General features: G+C 35.7%; 15 protein-coding genes and 1 pseudogene. 6 read left to right on the top strand and 10 right to left on the bottom strand.

The features are described 5' to 3' along the window. Positions 1 to 6: 6 nt before the first annotated feature. Positions 7 to 1,773 carry a thiamine pyrophosphate-requiring protein gene (locus JN080_RS21480; protein WP_256238023.1) on the bottom strand — a complete coding sequence of 589 codons (1,767 nt, stop codon included), beginning with the start codon at positions 1,771 to 1,773 and terminating at the stop codon, positions 7 to 9. Positions 1,774 to 1,796: 23 nt separating this feature from the next. Next, the gene (locus JN080_RS21475; protein WP_375141725.1) at positions 1,797 to 3,872 is read right to left on the bottom strand and encodes a (Fe-S)-binding protein; all 2,076 of its coding nucleotides are present in this window, start codon (positions 3,870 to 3,872) and stop codon (positions 1,797 to 1,799) included. Positions 3,873 to 4,148: 276 nt separating this feature from the next. Between JN080_RS21475 and JN080_RS21470 the strand changes: the two genes are divergently transcribed. Further along, a complete protein-coding gene (locus JN080_RS21470; RefSeq protein ID WP_256238021.1) occupies positions 4,149 to 5,027 on the top strand; it encodes a LysR family transcriptional regulator in 879 nt (292 codons plus the stop codon). 482 nt (positions 5,028 to 5,509) lie between these two features. Here JN080_RS21470 and JN080_RS21465 read toward each other — a convergent pair. After that, a pseudogene (locus tag JN080_RS21465) lies at positions 5,510 to 6,834 on the bottom strand (IS3 family transposase); the annotation flags it as partial. Between the two features lie 433 nt (positions 6,835 to 7,267). After that, positions 7,268 to 7,744 carry a hypothetical protein gene (locus JN080_RS21460; protein WP_256238020.1) on the bottom strand — a complete coding sequence of 159 codons (477 nt, stop codon included), beginning with the start codon at positions 7,742 to 7,744 and terminating at the stop codon, positions 7,268 to 7,270. A 678-nt stretch (positions 7,745 to 8,422) separates the two neighbouring features. Between JN080_RS21460 and JN080_RS29505 the strand changes: the two genes are divergently transcribed. After that, on the top strand, positions 8,423 to 8,842 hold the full coding sequence (locus JN080_RS29505; protein WP_305474636.1) for a helix-turn-helix domain-containing protein: 420 nt from the start codon (positions 8,423 to 8,425) through the stop codon (positions 8,840 to 8,842). 528 nt (positions 8,843 to 9,370) lie between these two features. Here JN080_RS29505 and JN080_RS21450 read toward each other — a convergent pair. Next, positions 9,371 to 9,559, bottom strand: coding sequence for a hypothetical protein (locus tag JN080_RS21450; protein WP_256238019.1), 189 nt, complete (start codon positions 9,557 to 9,559; stop codon positions 9,371 to 9,373). A 185-nt stretch (positions 9,560 to 9,744) separates the two neighbouring features. Between JN080_RS21450 and JN080_RS21445 the strand changes: the two genes are divergently transcribed. The 3 genes from JN080_RS21445 to JN080_RS21435 all read left to right on the top strand — a co-directional run bounded on the left by JN080_RS21445 (position 9,745) and on the right by JN080_RS21435 (position 12,461). Further along, entirely contained in the window at positions 9,745 to 10,146 is a 402-nt protein-coding gene (locus JN080_RS21445; protein WP_256238018.1) for a YolD-like family protein, read from the top strand. Positions 10,147 to 10,267: 121 nt separating this feature from the next. Next, positions 10,268 to 11,095 carry an ATP-dependent DNA ligase gene (locus JN080_RS21440; RefSeq protein WP_256238017.1) on the top strand — a complete coding sequence of 276 codons (828 nt, stop codon included), beginning with the start codon at positions 10,268 to 10,270 and terminating at the stop codon, positions 11,093 to 11,095. Between the two features lie 790 nt (positions 11,096 to 11,885). Beyond that, positions 11,886 to 12,461, top strand: a complete 576-nt coding sequence (locus tag JN080_RS21435) for a GNAT family N-acetyltransferase (RefSeq protein WP_256238016.1) — start codon at positions 11,886 to 11,888, stop codon at positions 12,459 to 12,461. A gap of 293 nt (positions 12,462 to 12,754) precedes the next feature. On the opposite strand, the gene JN080_RS21430 is transcribed toward JN080_RS21435, so the two are convergent. The 5 genes from JN080_RS21430 to JN080_RS21410 all read right to left on the bottom strand — a co-directional run bounded on the left by JN080_RS21430 (position 12,755) and on the right by JN080_RS21410 (position 16,935). Beyond that, on the bottom strand, positions 12,755 to 12,985 hold the full coding sequence (locus JN080_RS21430) for a hypothetical protein (RefSeq protein ID WP_256238015.1): 231 nt from the start codon (positions 12,983 to 12,985) through the stop codon (positions 12,755 to 12,757). Between the two features lie 730 nt (positions 12,986 to 13,715). After that, complete coding sequence (locus JN080_RS21425) at positions 13,716 to 14,399, bottom strand: fructose-6-phosphate aldolase (RefSeq protein ID WP_256238014.1); 684 nt, start codon at positions 14,397 to 14,399, stop codon at positions 13,716 to 13,718. A 39-nt stretch (positions 14,400 to 14,438) separates the two neighbouring features. Then, positions 14,439 to 15,422: a Gfo/Idh/MocA family protein gene (locus JN080_RS21420; protein WP_256238013.1), complete on the bottom strand. Its 984-nt coding sequence runs from the start codon at positions 15,420 to 15,422 to the stop codon at positions 14,439 to 14,441. A 36-nt stretch (positions 15,423 to 15,458) separates the two neighbouring features. Next, positions 15,459 to 16,253: a DeoR/GlpR family DNA-binding transcription regulator gene (locus JN080_RS21415; protein WP_256238012.1), complete on the bottom strand. Its 795-nt coding sequence runs from the start codon at positions 16,251 to 16,253 to the stop codon at positions 15,459 to 15,461. A gap of 475 nt (positions 16,254 to 16,728) precedes the next feature. Next, positions 16,729 to 16,935, bottom strand: coding sequence for an SMI1/KNR4 family protein (locus JN080_RS21410; RefSeq protein WP_375141728.1), 207 nt, complete (start codon positions 16,933 to 16,935; stop codon positions 16,729 to 16,731). A 544-nt stretch (positions 16,936 to 17,479) separates the two neighbouring features. Here JN080_RS21410 and JN080_RS21405 point away from each other — a divergent pair. Continuing rightward, positions 17,480 to 17,689 (top strand): hypothetical protein, encoded by a 210-nt coding sequence (locus tag JN080_RS21405; RefSeq protein ID WP_256238010.1) that lies wholly within the window; start codon positions 17,480 to 17,482, stop codon positions 17,687 to 17,689. Positions 17,690 to 17,992: the final 303 nt, after the last annotated feature.

Here is a 17,992-nt window from a genome sequence, read left to right as displayed (position 1 = left end):
CATAGATTAAAAATCTTTCTGATCCGAAATTTTCTTAAGGCGGACATCCACCACAGCAGATTTTCCGTTTTTCACTTCATTCATTGCTTGCTGCAATACTTCAGGTAACTCCCATGGATCCGTCACCGTCCTGGCGTATGCCCCACCTGCCGCTTCAGCAATTTTTGCTAGATCAGCAGATTGATCAAAATTCACCCAGTAACTGTCCGTTTGTTTGGCCAAACCATCCGGATAGCGCTTTAATACATTCATCTTTGTAGCATTCCAGCCTTCATTATTGTAAATAACGGTTAGGAATGGAGCTTGATATCTGCGCGACATCCAATGAACGGCTGATGGAACGCTGAATAAGTAGGAACCATCACCAGTTAAGGTAACAACCGTTTTCGATGGATCAGCAAGCTTGATACCAACGGCTGCGCCGCCATTCCATCCTAAGGAGGTACCCCCGCTGCCAAACATGGTTCCTTCTTTGGAGCGCGGCAAATGCTTGGAAACGGTCATGGTATTCGTGATTGTTTCATCTAATATGATGGTCTCTTCGTCCACCACGTTTCGCAAACAAGCTGTCAGCCATTCCGGCGTAATCGTATTTCCTTTCACTTGTTCTTCCTGCTTCCAGGCCTCACGCTGCTCCTTATGTTTTTCGGCTAAACGCTGATAACGTTCCCGAACTTGATCCTCATCAATATTCCTCTGGGCAAGTTCTTCATTTAATTGACTTAAGGACGCATAGGCATCTGCACGATAATTCTTCATGGCCGGAATGTGCCACAATGGGATTTCTTCCTTAATTGGATCCAAATCGATAAAGAAAACTTTACAATCATCCTTTGGTTGGACTAGTGTAGAAACCCAAGGGACATCCGTATCAATGGCGATTATGACATCCGCTTCGGGAATCAATGGATTTGGATCGTACCCCAGATGTAAAGGGTGCTCCCTCGGAAAGTTGACGTAGGTTGGAATTTGCTCTACCACAGGCATTGCCAATTTTTTACAAAATTCAGTTAATTCTTGAACTGCTTTCGTTTTCCGCCCTAAATAAGTAGTAATCAACAATGGATTTTCAGCTTCCAATAAAGCACTTACAATTTCTTCAATCCCCCATTTGGATAAGGATGCCTGTTCAATTGACGCCCATTTCCCCCATGTATCCGGGAGTTTTTCCACATTCTCCTCTAGAACCTCTCTCGCTCCGGTCAAATAAACAGGTCCGGCCGGGTCGCTTTGAGCCATCTGCATCGCACGGTAAATGAGCTGTTTCACGTTCTTTCCCGTTCGGATATCATACTCCCATTTGACATAGGACCGCAGGATTCCACGCTGATCGTATACATTTTGCAGGAAATTGACATAAGAATTACGGGTGCCAGGAAGCTCTCCACCCATAGTGAACGGTGTTTCTCCGGCGAAAATGAATACCGGAACACGAGCCCGGAATGCATTATGAATGGCCCCTCCTAAATTCTGCGTCCCCACATCCGTATGAATAACCACGCCTTGTGCTTGGCCAGACAGCATCGCATAGCCTTGAGCTGCAGCTAAAGCGACACTCTCATGCGGGCAAATGATGGCCTTTGGAAGTTCCTTTCCTTCCACTTTGGCCTTAGCCAGGGCCTCGATCATCGAAGGATGATCGCTGCCCAGATTGCAAAACAGGTAGGAAATACCGACTTCCTGCAGTGCTTCCATCAAAGCCTCTGCCCCCGTATACCTGTCTGACAAAGAGTCTGTCGCCGTATGCCTGTCTAACTTTTGTACATCGTTCATGAGTTTAACCCCTTTGTTATTTATTAAAATTCCACGGACTTTTCAATAATCTCGGCAATATCCAGTGTCTGCACCTGCTCCTCGACTTCCTTAGCCTTTGTGCCATCGGTAAGCATCGTTAAACAATATGGGCAATTGCTGCCGATAACAGTTGGATTTACCTGAAGCGCCATTTCTGTCCGAGCTATATTCACCCGCGTCCCTTCGCGCTCCTCCATCCACATTCTTCCTCCGCCGGCACCGCAGCAGAGAGCATTTTGGCGATTTCGTTCCATCTCAAGCAGTTCAACTCCCGGAATGGCACGAAGGATATCCCTTGGTGATTCAAAGATATCGTTGTAGCGTCCAATATAACATGAATCATGATAGGCAACTTTCTCTTCAACCCTCTTAGTAGGCTTGAGCTTGCCTTCTTTTAGCAGGTCAGCCAGAAGTTGAGTATGGTGGACAACTTCCGCTTCCAGCCCAAACTCTGGGTACTCATTTTTAAAGGTGTTAAAGGCATGGGGATCGGTTGTCACAATTTTGCGCACACCGTACTTCTGGAACGTCTCAATGTTTTGAGAACATAAATCCTGGAATAAGTACTCGTTCCCCATCCTGCGTGAAGTGTCACCAGAGTTTTTCTCTTCATTGCCCAGAATGGCAAATTTCACACCGGCTTTGTGCATCAAACGGGCAAAGGATCGGGCAATCCTCTGGCTGCGAATATCGTACGACCCCATCGAACCAACCCAGAATAACACATCGAATTCAGGGGCCTCATCAACAGTCTTGATGATATCCTCCATGCCTTCACGCCATTTGATTCGTTCATTGCGGTTTGTGCCCCAGGGGTTTCCTTGTCTCTCGATATTATTGAAGTAGCGTGAAGCTTCAGCAGGCATCTCCCCTTGCGTCATGACCAAGAATCGTCGCATATCGATAATTTTGTCCACATGTTCATTCATGACCGGACATTGATCTTCACAATTTCGGCATGTTGTACAAGCCCATAATTCATTTTCCGTGATGACATCCCCGATTAAGTTTGGCATTTCTACGGTTGCTGCCACCTCTGAATAGGCATCCGCTCCCCCCTGCAGTGCCAATTGATTTGCTCTGGTATTCTTAAAGGCAAAGACAGGCATCCATGGCGATCGGGATGTGATCGCTGCTCCCTTGTCTGTCAGGTGGTTTCGCATTTTTATGATCAATTCCATTGGAGAAAGAGACTTGCCTGTCCCTGAGGCAGGACACATATTTGTACATCGTCCGCATTCTGCACAGGCGTACAGATCAATCAGTTGCTGCTGGGTAAAATCCTCAATTTTTCCAACACCGAATTCTTCAACCTCTTCATCTTCGAAATCAATCTTCCTTAACTTTCCGACAGGTCCGAGTTTCTTGAAGAACAAGTTGAACAATGCGAACAACTCGTGTGCTTGCTTCGACTGAGGAACGAACACCATGAAGGACAGCACTGTCAGCAGGTGCACCCACCAAAATACATAAAACAATACTGTTGCTGCCGTTGTACCAATACCGGAGAACACTGTTGCAACCACACTGGAGAACGGTCTATAGACAAAATTCCGTTCATGTCCGAGCATCACAGTTTCAAACCCCAGCGTCAGCAGGATGGACACCGTCAGCGTGATCAGTGCAATGATGACCACAGCCGCTTTAACATCCCTTCTGAGTTGCAAACGCTTTAGTTTTTCAATATAACGACGGTAAAAAGCAAATACCATAGCACACAGCATGAGGAAGGTTGTCCATTCCTGCATGAGACTGAAATATTTGTGTACGACACCGAATGGGAACTCGTATCCTTTGATAAATCCCTTAATGATGATTTCGATAAGCCCTATTTGAATGATGAAAAAGCCATAGAACAAAATAAAATGCATTAGACCGCTTTTCTTGTCTTTAAACAATTTCCTTTGACCAAATCCATTGACTAACACGCTATTCAATCGTTCATTGAGGTTTAGTTCGAAAGCGGGTTTCTTGCCGAGCTTTACAAACAAATACCGACTGTATACTATTTGAAAAAATAAATAAAACGCATATCCTGTCACAGCTAGAACAGCTGCTAGATTCAAATATATCAGCACCAATACACTCCCTTTCCTAATTAATATATATCTGAAGCTTCCATCAACCATTTGCTTTTTACTTTAGATTGAATGGGCTTTATATCCTTAACTCTTCATTCTTGCATTTGAAACCATGCGCATGGTCTTTTGCTAGATTTTCTCCAACAATTGTTGTTTAAGTTTAAAATATTATGAATATTATTTATTTTCATAGTAGCATTTGATATACTAATATTTCAAATATCTATTTAATAGATTTGCGATATGATTAAAATATGGATAGGTGATTTTCAGATGGATATACGTCAATTACGTTACTTCGTAACGGTTGCAGATGAAGGACAAATTACACGAGCTGCTAAAAGATTGAATATGGCTCAGCCGCCCTTAAGCCAACAGTTAAAGCTAATCGAAGAAGAGCTAGGGGCCACTTTGTTTATCCGGAATAGCAGAAGCGTCGAGTTAACGGAGGCTGGAATGCTTCTCTACCAACGTGCAATTAGTATTCTAACTCAAATCGATGACACTGTAATGGAAGTAAAAGAAACAGGAGACGGTTTGCGGGGACAGCTCTCAATCGGTACTGCAAAATCATGTGCCGTTGCCTATTTACCGGAAAGAATTCAAGAGTTCCACAAACAATATCCACTCGTTACGTTTCGTATAGAGGACGGCCACCCTCATGAAGTTGTTAGGTTTTTAGAGGATAGATTAGTAGAATTGGCTGTCGTTCGCTTCGTTTCAGACTTGCATCTAGATTATGAATCAAAAACATTACTCTTAGAGCCATATGTATTATTCATACCAAGTAAATGGGAGTGGGATGCGTCTAGAACATCTATCCGTATGAAGGATCTCGAAGACATTCCGTTTATCATGTTCGTACGAGAAAACAAGCATGGAAAATATACCGCCTTCCAGGATGCCTGTATAAAGCAAGGAGTAAAACCGAACATTATTTGCGAATCCCATGACGCTGCCATTATCTTTTCCTTTATCGCAACCGGGATGGGAGCAGCTGCTATGCCAAAATCAACATTTTCCATTCACCCGTCAGACGATATTAAAATTATTGAAATAGAGGATTGCCCTCTGCAAAATAAAATTTCTCTTATTTGGGACCAAGAGCGCCCTCTATCGAAAGGTGCCCAGCGGTTTATTGAGATGTTTTGATTGAACTATTTATGAAACTGTCCACTTCCATGGAGTGGACTAGACCCGACAGTTTAAGGCTTACCAATGCTACTCTTTTAATTTCTCAACATTTTTGATCTACTAACCATCATTCGGTGTACTTAAATTGAATATCTTTAATGGAGATCGGTCTTTTTATGTCCATATAGAAAAAACAATGACCAAAACACAAATTCAACATAATGTCAATTATCAAGAACTAAATCGTAAATAGTCATAAAAAATATAGGATGCCACATATTTGACATATTTATATGTGGCATCCTTTTACTTATAACGTACCCGTGAGCATAATAAGATAGAATGACTTCCTTTTTAATCAAATGTAACTATCACTTGGTTTAATTCATTTATTGCTTTTATTTTAAAGAAGAACTATTAAATTAACCTGCTTCGTTCGTATTATAAGGTCAGCCAGATATTTAAAGTGTACCCTTTGTAAAGGACATTTTTAAAAAAGGTTATGCCACATGGAGAAGATGATTTCTGTATTCAACAGGGGTCATCTTCTTTAAATTCCATTGATATCTATAATTGTTATAGTAGATAATATAACTTCGTATTTCCTTTTTGAGTTCCTCTAAGAATTACACGGTTTTATAAATGCCTCATGCTTAAAGTGACCGAAAAAAGACTCTTGTGGAGCGTTATCCCAACAGTTTCCTCTTCTTGACATTGATTGTCCAAGTCCTAGTTTTTTTACCTGCTTTTGAAAAGTAGGACTAGTGTAGTGTACTCCTTGATCTGAATGAATAAAGGCTCCTTCTGCAAACTTTACCCGTCTATTTTTCTTTAACTCTACTAATGTATCTGTAGCTAAATCTAACGTTGAAACGTTATAGGCTAACATTTCATTCGTTGAACTACCTTAATTGTGGACAAATAAGCCTTTTGTCCATTTCCGTAATATAAATAAGTAATGTCTGTAAGTAATACCTTATATGGGATGTCTTGTTTAAATTCCCGATTTAATAAGTTAGGCATTACTGAGTGCTCTTGAGTAGATTTCAACATTTTCTTATATGGGTTGGCTCTTCTAATAGGGCAAACTATGTTGTATTTCTTCATAATCCTTCGGATTCGTTTTAAGTTGTAAGTAATATGAAACTGTCCTTCTAAAGTCATTTTAATCTGACGAGCACCTTTATTGCGTTGTTTAAACTGAAAAGCTTTTAAGATATTTTCTTTTAGTATCAAATCCTCTTTCTCACGTCGATCTCTTTTTTTTTAGATTCCGATGAAAAATAATTATAATAACCTGAACGTGATACTTCCGAAATCTCACATAAAAAACTAACCATATCTTTAAGCTGGTACTTTTCAATGACTGAGAGAATTAAAAGAAACTTCTCTTCAGCAGAGACTTTTACTCGCTTTTCTCCAGCCCCCTTTCCATCATATCTAACATTTTTAATAATTCATTCTCAGCTCGCAACAATTGAAATTGAGCTTCTAATTTTGCATTTTTTTCTTCTAAACTAAGCTCCCTTTTAGTCGGTCTTCCTGAATTATCTTTACGTGTATCTCGAAGTCCCAATACTCCAGATTTATTATAAGCACCTCGCCATCTAGAAGCAGCCCTATGTACTCTCACTATACCGAGAACTTCAACATCAAAACCATTTTCTTCAAAAATCTGTCTTGGTAATTTTCCTTTCTCATCTTCAACTACAAAAATCCTTTTAAACTCATCAGTGTAGGTGATACCCTTAGAACTAACAGATTTGACATATGGATTATTGGATAGAGATTTTACTTCCTTACTAGTGAAAAAGCTAGACGCTCGTGATTCTCCTTAACAATCAAGAAATGAAGCTTCATACAACAAAAATCACAATAATAATGCTGATGATCCATTTTTTCAATGTTGCTGCCGCAATATGGACAAGTTTTCAATAGAGCCTCTCCTTTGCGCTTGTTTTTGTAAGATCTTTCTATTCTAATGGGAAATCATAAATCTGTTTGTTTTATGAACAGTTGCACCATGGCGAAAATAGGCTGTTTCCTTTTGTCTTTTATTCTTTATGTCTATATTTTAAAGATTTTGAGTTTTTTCTTTTCCTTGAATCATTCTTTCAAAGGTTTTAGGCTGCTACTGCAGCCGTAGCAGGCTCGATGCCTGCTTTTTTAATCAAAAAAACGTTAGTTTTTTTCCATATGTAAGTACAAGGAACAGCGTTTAGTTTTTAGGGAAATTTGCAATAAATTTTTAACTTTCATTACTTGTGAGAAACATTTTTTGCATTTTGACTAAAATTATTTATGAATTGAAAACCATAAAGAATTAAAGCCCTTAAAAAGTCGATAACCAAGTATTGAAATTTTGTTAATTTCTCAAAGCTAAATATTCTAAAATGTTTACCAAATTTTATTCCTCCAAGATAAATAAAACAAATGTGCAGAATCGTATTAGAGATTATATATAATGGGAATTTCCCATAAGTTATTTTTAACATCCAAAGACTTGAAACCAAGTAAGGACCCCAATTAAAAAGGTTCATACTTTTTAAAGGAGGTATCTCTTTATAAAATCGCCACCATTTTTTCTTTTCACCGAATAAATCTAAAGCTGTTGTGACTGTACTCATAAAAATAGCTGCTGGAAGATATTTTTTAAATGAATTTCGACCTAGGAATAGAACTGTTAGCCAAGGTAGGATTAGCAAAGCGAAATAATATAATTTTAAGTTTTTCATTATAGCACCTCCAAAGTTTATTGTGTGCATTACTATACTAATTTATCCATATATTTTCATATAACTTTATTTCACAAACCCGAACCTTTAAGTGAAATTCTTCACAAATTTCATTTTGTAGTCAACATAAATATTCAATTTTGCTTGTGAGTCTTATTCTATTAAAGGGCCATTATCTACAGTATCAGCTCAAAAAAGTTGAAAGAATGCACCTTTTATCATTGATTACATGTAGTCATAGATACACGTACTATGGGCTCGACTTGAGCCCCCTGTGGATATAATTGATCCTGAAGGCTGTAGCAGTTTTTCCATCAGGCAACGAGTCTATCTATCACACCTACCGCGCTTTCGCTTGCTGTCCTTGAAGTTTAGTCTGGAAGAATTACACTTCCACACTAAACTTCAAGGTAGTTTCTTTCTCCTGTTGCCCAAGTCCATTTTCCCATACCTTTGAATACGTTGAATACTATAAAAATAACTGTAGATAATGTTTCCACAAAGTTAGAAATCTGGTTATTTTGTATCATTACATACGTTTGTAACTGCTAAACTAAAGTCAACAGTTTCTGCCAGATAGAATTGAACACTTTTTTACCAAATTAGCCAACAGTTACTATATCATGATTTTATATCATCATTGTTAGCCGTAGGTTTTGAAAGGTGGAAAAGTTACTGTTGTACGTAGATATACATCAACTAAAAAGGCAGGGATTTAAAATAGCAGCGATTGCAAAAAAACTAGAGATTTCTAGAAATACAGTTTATAAGTACTTGAATATGAGCTTCAATGAAGCATCAGAGTTGGTATTATCAACAGGAGATAGAAGGCAGAAATTAGATGCACACCGGGATCTTATTTTAAGCTGGCTCAAGGAAAATCCAGATCTTTCTTCTGCTCAAGTGGAGGATTGGTTAAAAGAGAAATTTCCTCCAATAGAAATTGGTAGTAGTACTGTTCGAGGTTATGTCAGTGAACTAAGGGATATTTACCATATTCCTAAGGTAATTCGTATTCGGCACCATGAAGCTGTCGAAGAACTGCCAATGAGGCAACAGATTCAAGTGGATTGGGGGGAAATAACAGTTAAGAATTAAGAAAAAAAGCCTATTAAATTATATTTTATTACCTTCGTTCTCTCTCATTCTCGTTATAAATATGTGGAATGGTTGGATAGGCCTTTCACTACAAGGGATACTATTCGGTGTCACGAAAAAGCATTTCAATTCTTTGGAGGAATTCCGAAGGAAATTGTTTATGACCAAGACCATTGATAACCGTCAGTGAAAATGCCGGTGATATTATCTTAACTGGTGAATTCCAAGCGTATAAGCAAGAACGTGGATTCCGGATTTATCTATGTAGAAAGGCAGATCCCCAGAGCAAAGGGAAGGTTGAAAATGTAGTGAAATATGTTAAGAAGAACTTTGCAAAAAGTAGAGTATTCCCCAATTTGGAGGCATAGGTCAACTGCCTTGAACTGGTATTTCATATGTAAGTTTCTGATTAAACAAATTACTATTGAAATCAACTTGAACTGTAGGAGTATCATTGTTTAATGCGAATGGTGCATATGTTTGAACACTTCTATCTGAATTTATTTCTTGAAATGCGGTGTAATCATCTCAGCTCTCAATATTACTCTCAGCAAAGTCCAGCTCACTATTTACCTCTTTTATTTCCCTTTCAAGCTCACTCAGAATCCCTCTGAAGGAAGCTATTTCCTCCTTGCTCATCTCCCTGGCTTCAGCTCCTCTGAAGTCATTAAGGTACTCCTTTGCGTCGCCAATTAACTTCCACTTATTTTCTTTCATACGTTTCACCTCCAGTTTAATATGAACAAAAAAAAGGAAATTATTCAGCTCCTCTCAATAATTCCAGAAGGTGAGTTAATGAAGTAAATTTCGAAGAATTAAGGCATATCATAAAATTTTCCGGTAGACACGCCTTGAATTTATAGAACTAATGTTCCTATAATAAATCGAATGGAGGAATTTTTATGCTTAGAGATCGGGGAAATAAGAAGTGGCGAGTTTTTTTAATGCCAGAAAACATAAAAATGTTGAAGGAACTTCGGCTGGATGATTTGAAAACACCTAGACCACTTTTAGATGAAACCAAAATAGAAGAGATGGAACGGCTTCTATCTGAAAGTCTGAAAACTCAAATGCTATTAGAGATTACATGGAAAAACGGTTTTTTTACTGCACGCGTTGGACTTGTAAAGAAAATTGATCCTCTAAAGAAAAAAATTCAAATTCAGGATCAACAGGAATCCATCAGTATTTCTCATCCATTACAGACGTCCTTACTAAGTAGAAGATTGCATCACCTTTTTGCTAAAAGAAAAAAGGACCCATGGTTTGTTACTTATTCAATAGAAACATACTTTTCACGTTAACAGACCAATTTCTTAGAAGGGGCAAATCCCTTAATGTAGAGTTATTTACTTTAAATTACCATTTGTAAGAAGAAGTAAATTTGTAGTTTTATATGTTACCATTAAGTTGAGGTGGTATGTTTTGTTTGTTTCACCAATGTTATTACACAAAATTGATCATCCCTTTGATGATGATAAATATATAACGGAATTAAAGTTAGACGGGATACGATTAATCCTATCTAAATTTAATAACACCATAAAACTTTACACCCGGTACAATAATGAAGTAACTTCTATGTTTCCTGAACTGCTCAATCTTGATATTCCTGACGGTACAATGTTAGATGGAGAAATCATTGTAACTGATATATACGGAAGACCAGATTTTGAAGCAATGATGGAAAGATTTCAGTCACGAAGATCTGAACACAAGATTCAATATTGTGTGTTTGATATGATCTATTTTAAAGGAGAAAAATTAACCCTATCGTTAATCGAAAGAAAAGAATTGCTTGATTCCGTTCTTAAACAAACTGAAACGGTTGTGAAGGTTCAATGGATGTATGGCCATGCAGAAGCTTATTATGATGTTGTAAAACAAAAAGAGCTAGAAGGTATTGTGCTGAAAAAGGCATCATCGAAATACCAAATAAATAAACGCTCAAAAGATTGGTTAAAAGTCATCAACTATCAATATAAGGATGTATTCGTAACCGGTTTAAGGAAAGATAAATTCGGATTGTTGCTGGCGGTTGAGGAAAATGGCCATTTAAAACCAGGTGGAATAATGGAGTTTATGGTCCCTGAAGCAAAGAAAGTATTTTATAAACAGTATCAAGATCTAATAAAAGAAGAAAACAAGAAGTTTATCTTCCTGGAACCGAAAATTAAATGTCGAGTAAAGTTTAGAAATTTCACAAAAGCAGGTTTATTGAGACTTCCCTCTTTTGTAGAGTATAAATTTTAAAGGACCGTCTGCTTGGACAGACCTTCTTTTTTTCACCTTAGCCTAATTAGAAGTATGTTTCATAAAATAGGGAAAGCAACTCGTCAAAGTTTTTCTACTGCTCTGGTCTATGGTCATTCACCTTCAAAAGTGGATGACTATTTTTATATGCTTGAGCACTGATAGAAAAGAGTCGATCGACATCAAAGTCTAGATGTATGAGCATTCCGTCTAAGCATCTTCACCCGTAAGCTTGCTTAAAAGTATGCTTTTTAGAACCTTGTCAAATTGTTCTGTCAACGAACAGAATTTTAGCCCAGGGGAAACTACTGAGAAAATGCCCAATTTTCTTGGTTCACGGTCAATCTCCTTTTTTAATAAGAATGTTACCAAATTGTTCCTATCCATTAACTAAACTGTAAACAATCAATGACATATTAAATGCGTTACCTAGATCTTCCTTATCTCTTGACAGACAACAATTGCAAACCATAGCATGAAGTCCGGGTGTCCTACCGGGCTTCCTCATTTTTTCCGTTTTCTCTCACAATGTGGTAATCACCTAGAAATATAGAACATTCTTGCTCTAGATGAGATCTCTATATTGTCATTGGCTGATCATTGTAAAGATCATGATCATCCCCTTAACCTCAACTTGGATGAAGATTTGAAACAATCACTATCTTTGATGCAAGGATGGGGCTTTTAAAAAAAATTCGTATTAAATAAGAAAATTTACGAATACTTGCATTAAAGACATTTCTGTTTTAATTGAATACTTTTCAGGAAAAACGTTAAAAGGAGTATAATAATGCATTGGTATGAAAAGTTAAATCAATATTTTCCCGTAGAAGAAATGAAATCAAAAAAGCACATGGAAACACTACTTAAAGAGCGATCAGATATATATCATAAAAATGAGGGTCCTAATCATGTTTTAATGTACGCTGAACTAGACAATTTTGTATTTATTGATTACCTTTTTGTTTCAAAAAATACCCGTGGTCAAGGGCTAGGGCATAAGCTTATAGAAAAGATGAAACAAAAAAATAAACCGATATTACTTGAGGTAGAACCAGTTAACTATGAAGACAGTGATACTGAAAAAAGACTACATTTTTATAAGCGTGAAGGGTTTGAGCATGCTATGTCAATTGGGTATAGAAGAAGATCCCTGGCAACAAAAGAGGTTAATGAGATGGAGATTCTTTATTGGGCTCCTAATAATGAGTCGGAAGAAAAGATCTTTGAAGCTATGAAAGAAACATATGATTTGATTCACACCTATAAAGACCATTATTTTTATGGAGAATCATATGAACCAGTTAGTAAGGTTTTGACCTTTAATCAAGAAAATAAAAATGAAAATTTATTAGAAAATCTGTAAATGGATTTTTAACTCTTCTCCTTTTTGTTAATTCATCGGAAAGGAACATAGTTTGGCTACCGAAAGCTTTTCCGATGGCTCCTTTTGCTACTGAACACCTGAAAGCTGGATCGGCTTTACTTTCATTCCAGAACTAAGAAATGTGGGGACCCCAAGGATGCTAAACTGGAGAAAAAAAGTCGCCTCAATACGTGTTTTTTATGTAATGGATATTATGTAGAGATAGCAGCATATCATTTTCTGTCCCTTTTATAAAATTAGCTAAAAGCTAGAAGGAAACGAAATCCTGTAGCCTAATTGATTGTCTTTTCTTTTCCTTTTAGCTTTAATGATACTGTAACATAAAAATTAATGTCCTCAGTCCCATTAAATTCCACACCAGATAGGTTCGGTCTAACATCTAATATGATTTCCTTATTAGGATTCAATTGTTCGTATTTATTTTTTATTTCCTTAAACTCATTCTCTAATTGGACTTTAGTATGTACTGGAATCATAAACATTCCAAGTGCCCTCTGCGTCAATCTTATTCTCCCCCTTCTTTTTTCTATTCTAATTTGACATAGAGGAATAAAACTCCTCTTTTTTTACTTTTTCAACAATTACTAAGTCCTAAAAAATAACTTGTTCTAAAAATGGGTAGCATCAGGAAAGTGCGGTTATCTATACTAAGAAAATCATTAGTATTTAAAATATTCTAAGAAGAAAACTTGAATGAAAGGTTACTTTGAATACTTGATATCTTAACTTCAGTAAACAATGTATTCAAAGTAGTGAAGATTAAAAATAAAAAGGCAGCGAATAAACATGCTTGGATAAACTGTGCCATTATATGTGTTATTCCGGTGAAGAGCAAAAGCATTCTACTAATAGAGAACGCCTTAAGGCGTTTTAGTTGCCTTCAAGGCAACAAACGGTAGTAGAATTTGAGACGGCGATGCTCGTTATCAAGACGATTACATTGTTTACATGTCTTCAATGTAAAACGCTTATCAAACCAAGATTTTTTACTCTGAAGTATAGATAACCGCACATTTACAATGTTAAGGAAATTCAAATAAGAAAAAGCCAAATTTCTCACTTACAAACCTTCATTTTTTAAATCTTCAATTGAAAAACCATCCAGGTGTGTTGACAATCACTTGCCAAAGAGTATCTGGCACGACAAGACGAGATTGAGCGTCTTTCTTTAGTTTTATTTCAATTTCAGACTCTTACTCGTTACTTGAAGGTAGCCTTAAACGTGTCGGTAGCTTAAGCATTATTTATTAATAAGGATTTTACACCATATTCTTTATACCAGTCATCGTTAAACATGCTGACATTTGCTTCAGTTGAAGGATGTGAAAGTAAATTTTTAATAATATCTGGTGCAAGTGTTACACCATGTGCTCCATTAATACAAACATTATGAACTTGTTGAACGTTTTTAAAACTTGCAGCAAGTACTTGACAGTTAAACTTATGTTTATCCAATATTTGTGTTAATTCTTTAACAACTTGTATACCATCTCCTGCAAGATTATCAATGCGATTAACATAGGGAGTTACATAAGATGAACCTGCTTTTGCTGCAACATATCCTTGTAGCGGTGTGTATATTGTCGTCGCCATTGTTCTGATACCTAATGTTTTTAATGTTTTAATTGCCTTTATCCCTTCGATTGTAACAGGAATTTTAATGACCACTTTACCTGGAACTTTTTCGATAATATACTTTGCTTCTTCAATAATTTCTGTGGCTTTAAATGTTAATGTTTGTACGTATAACTCTCTATCATTTCCGATTACATCTCTAATTTCTTTAAGTAAATATAAAAAGTTCTTTTTTTCTTTAACTATAATACTAGGGTTTGTAGTTACACCGTCAATTGGAAAATAGTCAACAAGTTCTCTAATATCCTCTATGTTAGCTGAATCAATCACTAATAACATCATTTCAACATCCTTTCATTTTTAAATAAGATCAGATTTACACTAATTATCATTTGGATAATTAAGGCCGATTTGTTCTCTTATTCTATCCATCACTTTCATTGTTTTATATGAATTTTTATAAGAGTTTATTGAAGACTCTGTATCTCTATTTTCGATTAAATCTAAAAATTCTTTTACTTCGTAATACATTACGGGATACGGTTGTTCAACTGTCAATTGTTCAATAGATCCATCATTATAACGGATCTCTACTTGTTCTGGTGTGTGCAATTTATCTATAATCATGCAGCCATTTTCACCTTGAATTTCACTAGGTAAGTAAGAGTTGCTAATTTTTGAATACATAACGACTGCTTCTTTATCTTCATATTTAAGTAGCACACTACCTTCACCATCTACACCTGATTCCAACATAATACTAGTTGCTTTTATATCACGTGGTTCTCCAAACAATGCTATTAATGGGTATAAACAATATATACCGAGATCCATCAATGCTCCGTTTGCATAAATTCGATTAAAGGCATTTAGTACAATTCCTTCTTTATATTTATCGTAACGCGATGAATACTGGCAATAGCTTGAAAAGAATTTTCGAATTTGGCCTACTTTGTGTAGATTGTTTTGGATGATTTTAAAGTTAGGAAGAAGTGTCGATTTCATGGCCTCCATCAATAACACATTATTTAATTTTGCAGTTTCAACCATTTTCTTTACTTCTGTTGCATTTGCTGCTAAAGGTTTTTCGCATAAAACATGTTTGCGGTTTTTTAAAAATAATATCGCTTGTTGTGCATGATAGGAGTTCGGTGTAGCGATATATACTGCATCAATTATTGAGCTTGAGGCCATTTCTTCAAGATTCGTAAAAATGTTTTCAACATTATACTTATTTGCAAACTCATTTGCTCTTTCACTCGTTCTGGAATAAACAGCTGTTAGTTCAAAGTTTTTAACTGGTTTTGCGGCATCTAGCAATTGGTCTGTTATCCAATTTGTACCGACTACCCCAACACGTACCATTCTCCAACCTCTTTCCTTATTTTAATACTTCTTCATTTATTCTTTAACGATTTCAATTTCTACATCTGATTTTTCCAATTTTTCTAAAAATATAGGAGGTGGCTCTTTATCCGTGATCAACGTATCTATACTAGAAAATGAGAATCCTTTATAGCGGCTAGTGTGATTAAACTTTTCATAGTCTGCTAAAAGAATGACTTGTTTAGAACGCTTTGCCACAATCTTTTTAATATATGCATCTTCTCGATTTGCAAAGTAAACTCCATCTTCTAAAAATCCGGTTGCCCCTAAAAAGACTTTGTCGAAGTAAATATTATTTAATTTTATAGCAATGTCTGGATCATAAAAAAATCGATTTTCGAAATTAAGTGCTCCTCCGATTAAGTGTACCTTTATATTTTTTTTGTTTGATAGTACTTCTGCGTTATCAAGTGAATGAGTATACAGAGTTGAGGGGACTTCCAATGCTTCACAAAGACATTTAACTGTTGTTGAGACATCAAGGAAACATAATTCATCTTCTTGAATGTAAGTTGAACCAGCTTTTCCAATCAAATACTTCTCTTTTGTTGAAGTATGTAATCGCTCTTTATAAGCTTTTATTTCATCTTTCAGATGTGGTAATGCAATTCCTCCATGGGTTCTAATTGCAGTTCCTTCCTCAACTAATTTGATAATGTCTCTACGTGCAGTATCACGAGAAATGTTCAACATATTACAGATTTCCTGATTGGATATCTTATTTTGATCTTTTAGATATTCTAAAATCATCAATAATCTTTCCTCTTGGTAAATATCAATCATCTTCTTTTTAAAATCATTATAAGTCATATTAAGTACTTTTGTTAAGCATTTTTAAGTTTTTTTATTTTTCATAAAAAAATACTTACATATATGCAAAAAAATAAATTAAGATTATCCTCCATTTACAATAAATAAATTTTTAACCTCCGAAATTGGACGTAATAGCAAAAGATTAATATCGTAGATTTCAACTTTATTCAGGGGAAAACCTGTGAAAAGTTGGCACGTGCATTTCAAACCAAAATGAAATTGCAAAAATACAAGTTAGTGTAAATAAACAAATAATTGAACAAGAATTTAGTGTTAATGTGGCTGCTGTTACTTTGATTGATTTATCACATTCGGATGATGGGCAAATATACGAATTATAATTTTAGACTTGTCTTATATGTTACTCTATTAAGTTTAGATTCCATTAAAAGGCGCTTTAATTGAACAAGCAGCTAAAAGGAGCTTCCAGCCGAAGGTCTTTTTTGATTGCTGATAAAATCGCTTATGTGAATTAACTACTCAAATCATCCTCTTTAAAATGAATAGGTTCAATGCTAGGAATTTTTTGTTTTTCTGTTAAATCAGGCAATAAAAAATAAGGAAAGTTTAGTTCTCCACCATTTTGTATTTTCATTAAATCAATAAATGACTGAGGGAATTTAATTCCCAAAGTAGCTTCTGCTTTTTTTATTATTTCGTCGTTTATCGTATATTCAATCTGTTTATACTTACTATCCTTGTTCCAAAAACCTTCACACTTATAAAATTCCATTTCCACAATACCCCTCTCAAGAACGATACTCATATTTCCTTCTTAAACAATCCTGTCCGTTAGCTGAATAAGGAAAAATTCAGCTGCAGGTATTCCTTACTTTACATACTTTCCATGCTCTGTCCCTACGCCCTTGATTGTCACGTCTTTTCCATGTATATCCATGGGATTTTTGGACTGTACATGTCTAATGACTCTAGGTGGGTATCTTGGGCATAATACAGTTTATATACATTAGAGGTGGGATATTATGAGGCTAAGAAATGGAGATTTTTATACTAATGTTTTTACCAATAAGTTATATAGGCTAAATGAAGATGGCGATAGCAACTGGTACAAAAAAAAGCAAATAAAAAAAGCTATCCATTTCTATCAGGGTACCTGTAATCAGATGCTTTTAGTGGAAAGTCGGTAAACTTGAAACAATATAAGATATTCCAAGGAAAAAGTCCACTTTATGTCGAATATAACAGCTAAAGGGGATGACTCAATGAATAAAGCTGAGTTATTAAAAAGATTATTAAATGGTAGTCGAGGTAATATGTTTTCATTAGAAATTCCTACTACAAAAGAAGATGAAAAAAAGATTCAAGAATTGGTTAGACTTTTAGAAACAGAACAAAAAATTAAATTAAGAGAATATGTACATAGAGAATACTCAGTTTATTTACATGGAATAATTAAGTATGCATCCGAATAATTGGATGCTTATTTTTATTGGGGATAAGCAGCATAAATAATCTGGGTGTTTCAAGTTATTCCATAAGCTGAGGTAGGCTTAGATTTATAAATTGTGAGCCATTATAACCCCCTAAGCTAATAAATTCCCTTATATCTTATTTTCTTAAAAATAACCTACTCCGTTAGTTTCATACGATTAAGACGATTTCATTGTTAAAAAGGGAAAAAAAGCCGTAGCCTTATTTTACAATAATTCTGTTGTCTCAAACGAAATTTCTCCTGATTGTAACCCATATCATAAATAATTAAATTCTTATACAGT

The organism is Bacillus sp. EB600, from assembly GCF_024494385.1.
Taxonomy (GTDB): Bacteria; Bacillota; Bacilli; order Bacillales; family Cytobacillaceae; genus JAEVLT01.
The sequence above is the reverse complement of the archived record's forward strand: the minus strand, read 5'-3'. Positions and strand labels throughout refer to the sequence as shown.

What these genes read in the sequence shown, in the direction of transcription:
- JN080_RS21435 (WP_256238016.1), top strand. Translation starts at nt 11,886, where the DNA reads ATGCATTGGTATGAAAAGTTAAATCAATATTTTCCCGTAGAAGAAATG.
- JN080_RS21445 (WP_256238018.1), top strand. Translation starts at nt 9,745, where the DNA reads ATGCTTAGAGATCGGGGAAATAAGAAGTGGCGAGTTTTTTTAATGCCA.
- JN080_RS21450 (WP_256238019.1), bottom strand. Translation starts at nt 9,559, where the DNA reads ATGAAAGAAAATAAGTGGAAGTTAATTGGCGACGCAAAGGAGTACCTT.
- JN080_RS21470 (WP_256238021.1), top strand. Translation starts at nt 4,149, where the DNA reads ATGGATATACGTCAATTACGTTACTTCGTAACGGTTGCAGATGAAGGA.
- JN080_RS21405 (WP_256238010.1), top strand. Translation starts at nt 17,480, where the DNA reads ATGAATAAAGCTGAGTTATTAAAAAGATTATTAAATGGTAGTCGAGGT.
- JN080_RS21420 (WP_256238013.1), bottom strand. Translation starts at nt 15,422, where the DNA reads ATGGTACGTGTTGGGGTAGTCGGTACAAATTGGATAACAGACCAATTG.
- JN080_RS21480 (WP_256238023.1), bottom strand. Translation starts at nt 1,773, where the DNA reads ATGAACGATGTACAAAAGTTAGACAGGCATACGGCGACAGACTCTTTG.
- JN080_RS21460 (WP_256238020.1), bottom strand. Translation starts at nt 7,744, where the DNA reads ATGAAAAACTTAAAATTATATTATTTCGCTTTGCTAATCCTACCTTGG.
- JN080_RS21415 (WP_256238012.1), bottom strand. Translation starts at nt 16,253, where the DNA reads ATGACTTATAATGATTTTAAAAAGAAGATGATTGATATTTACCAAGAG.
- JN080_RS21425 (WP_256238014.1), bottom strand. Translation starts at nt 14,399, where the DNA reads ATGATGTTATTAGTGATTGATTCAGCTAACATAGAGGATATTAGAGAA.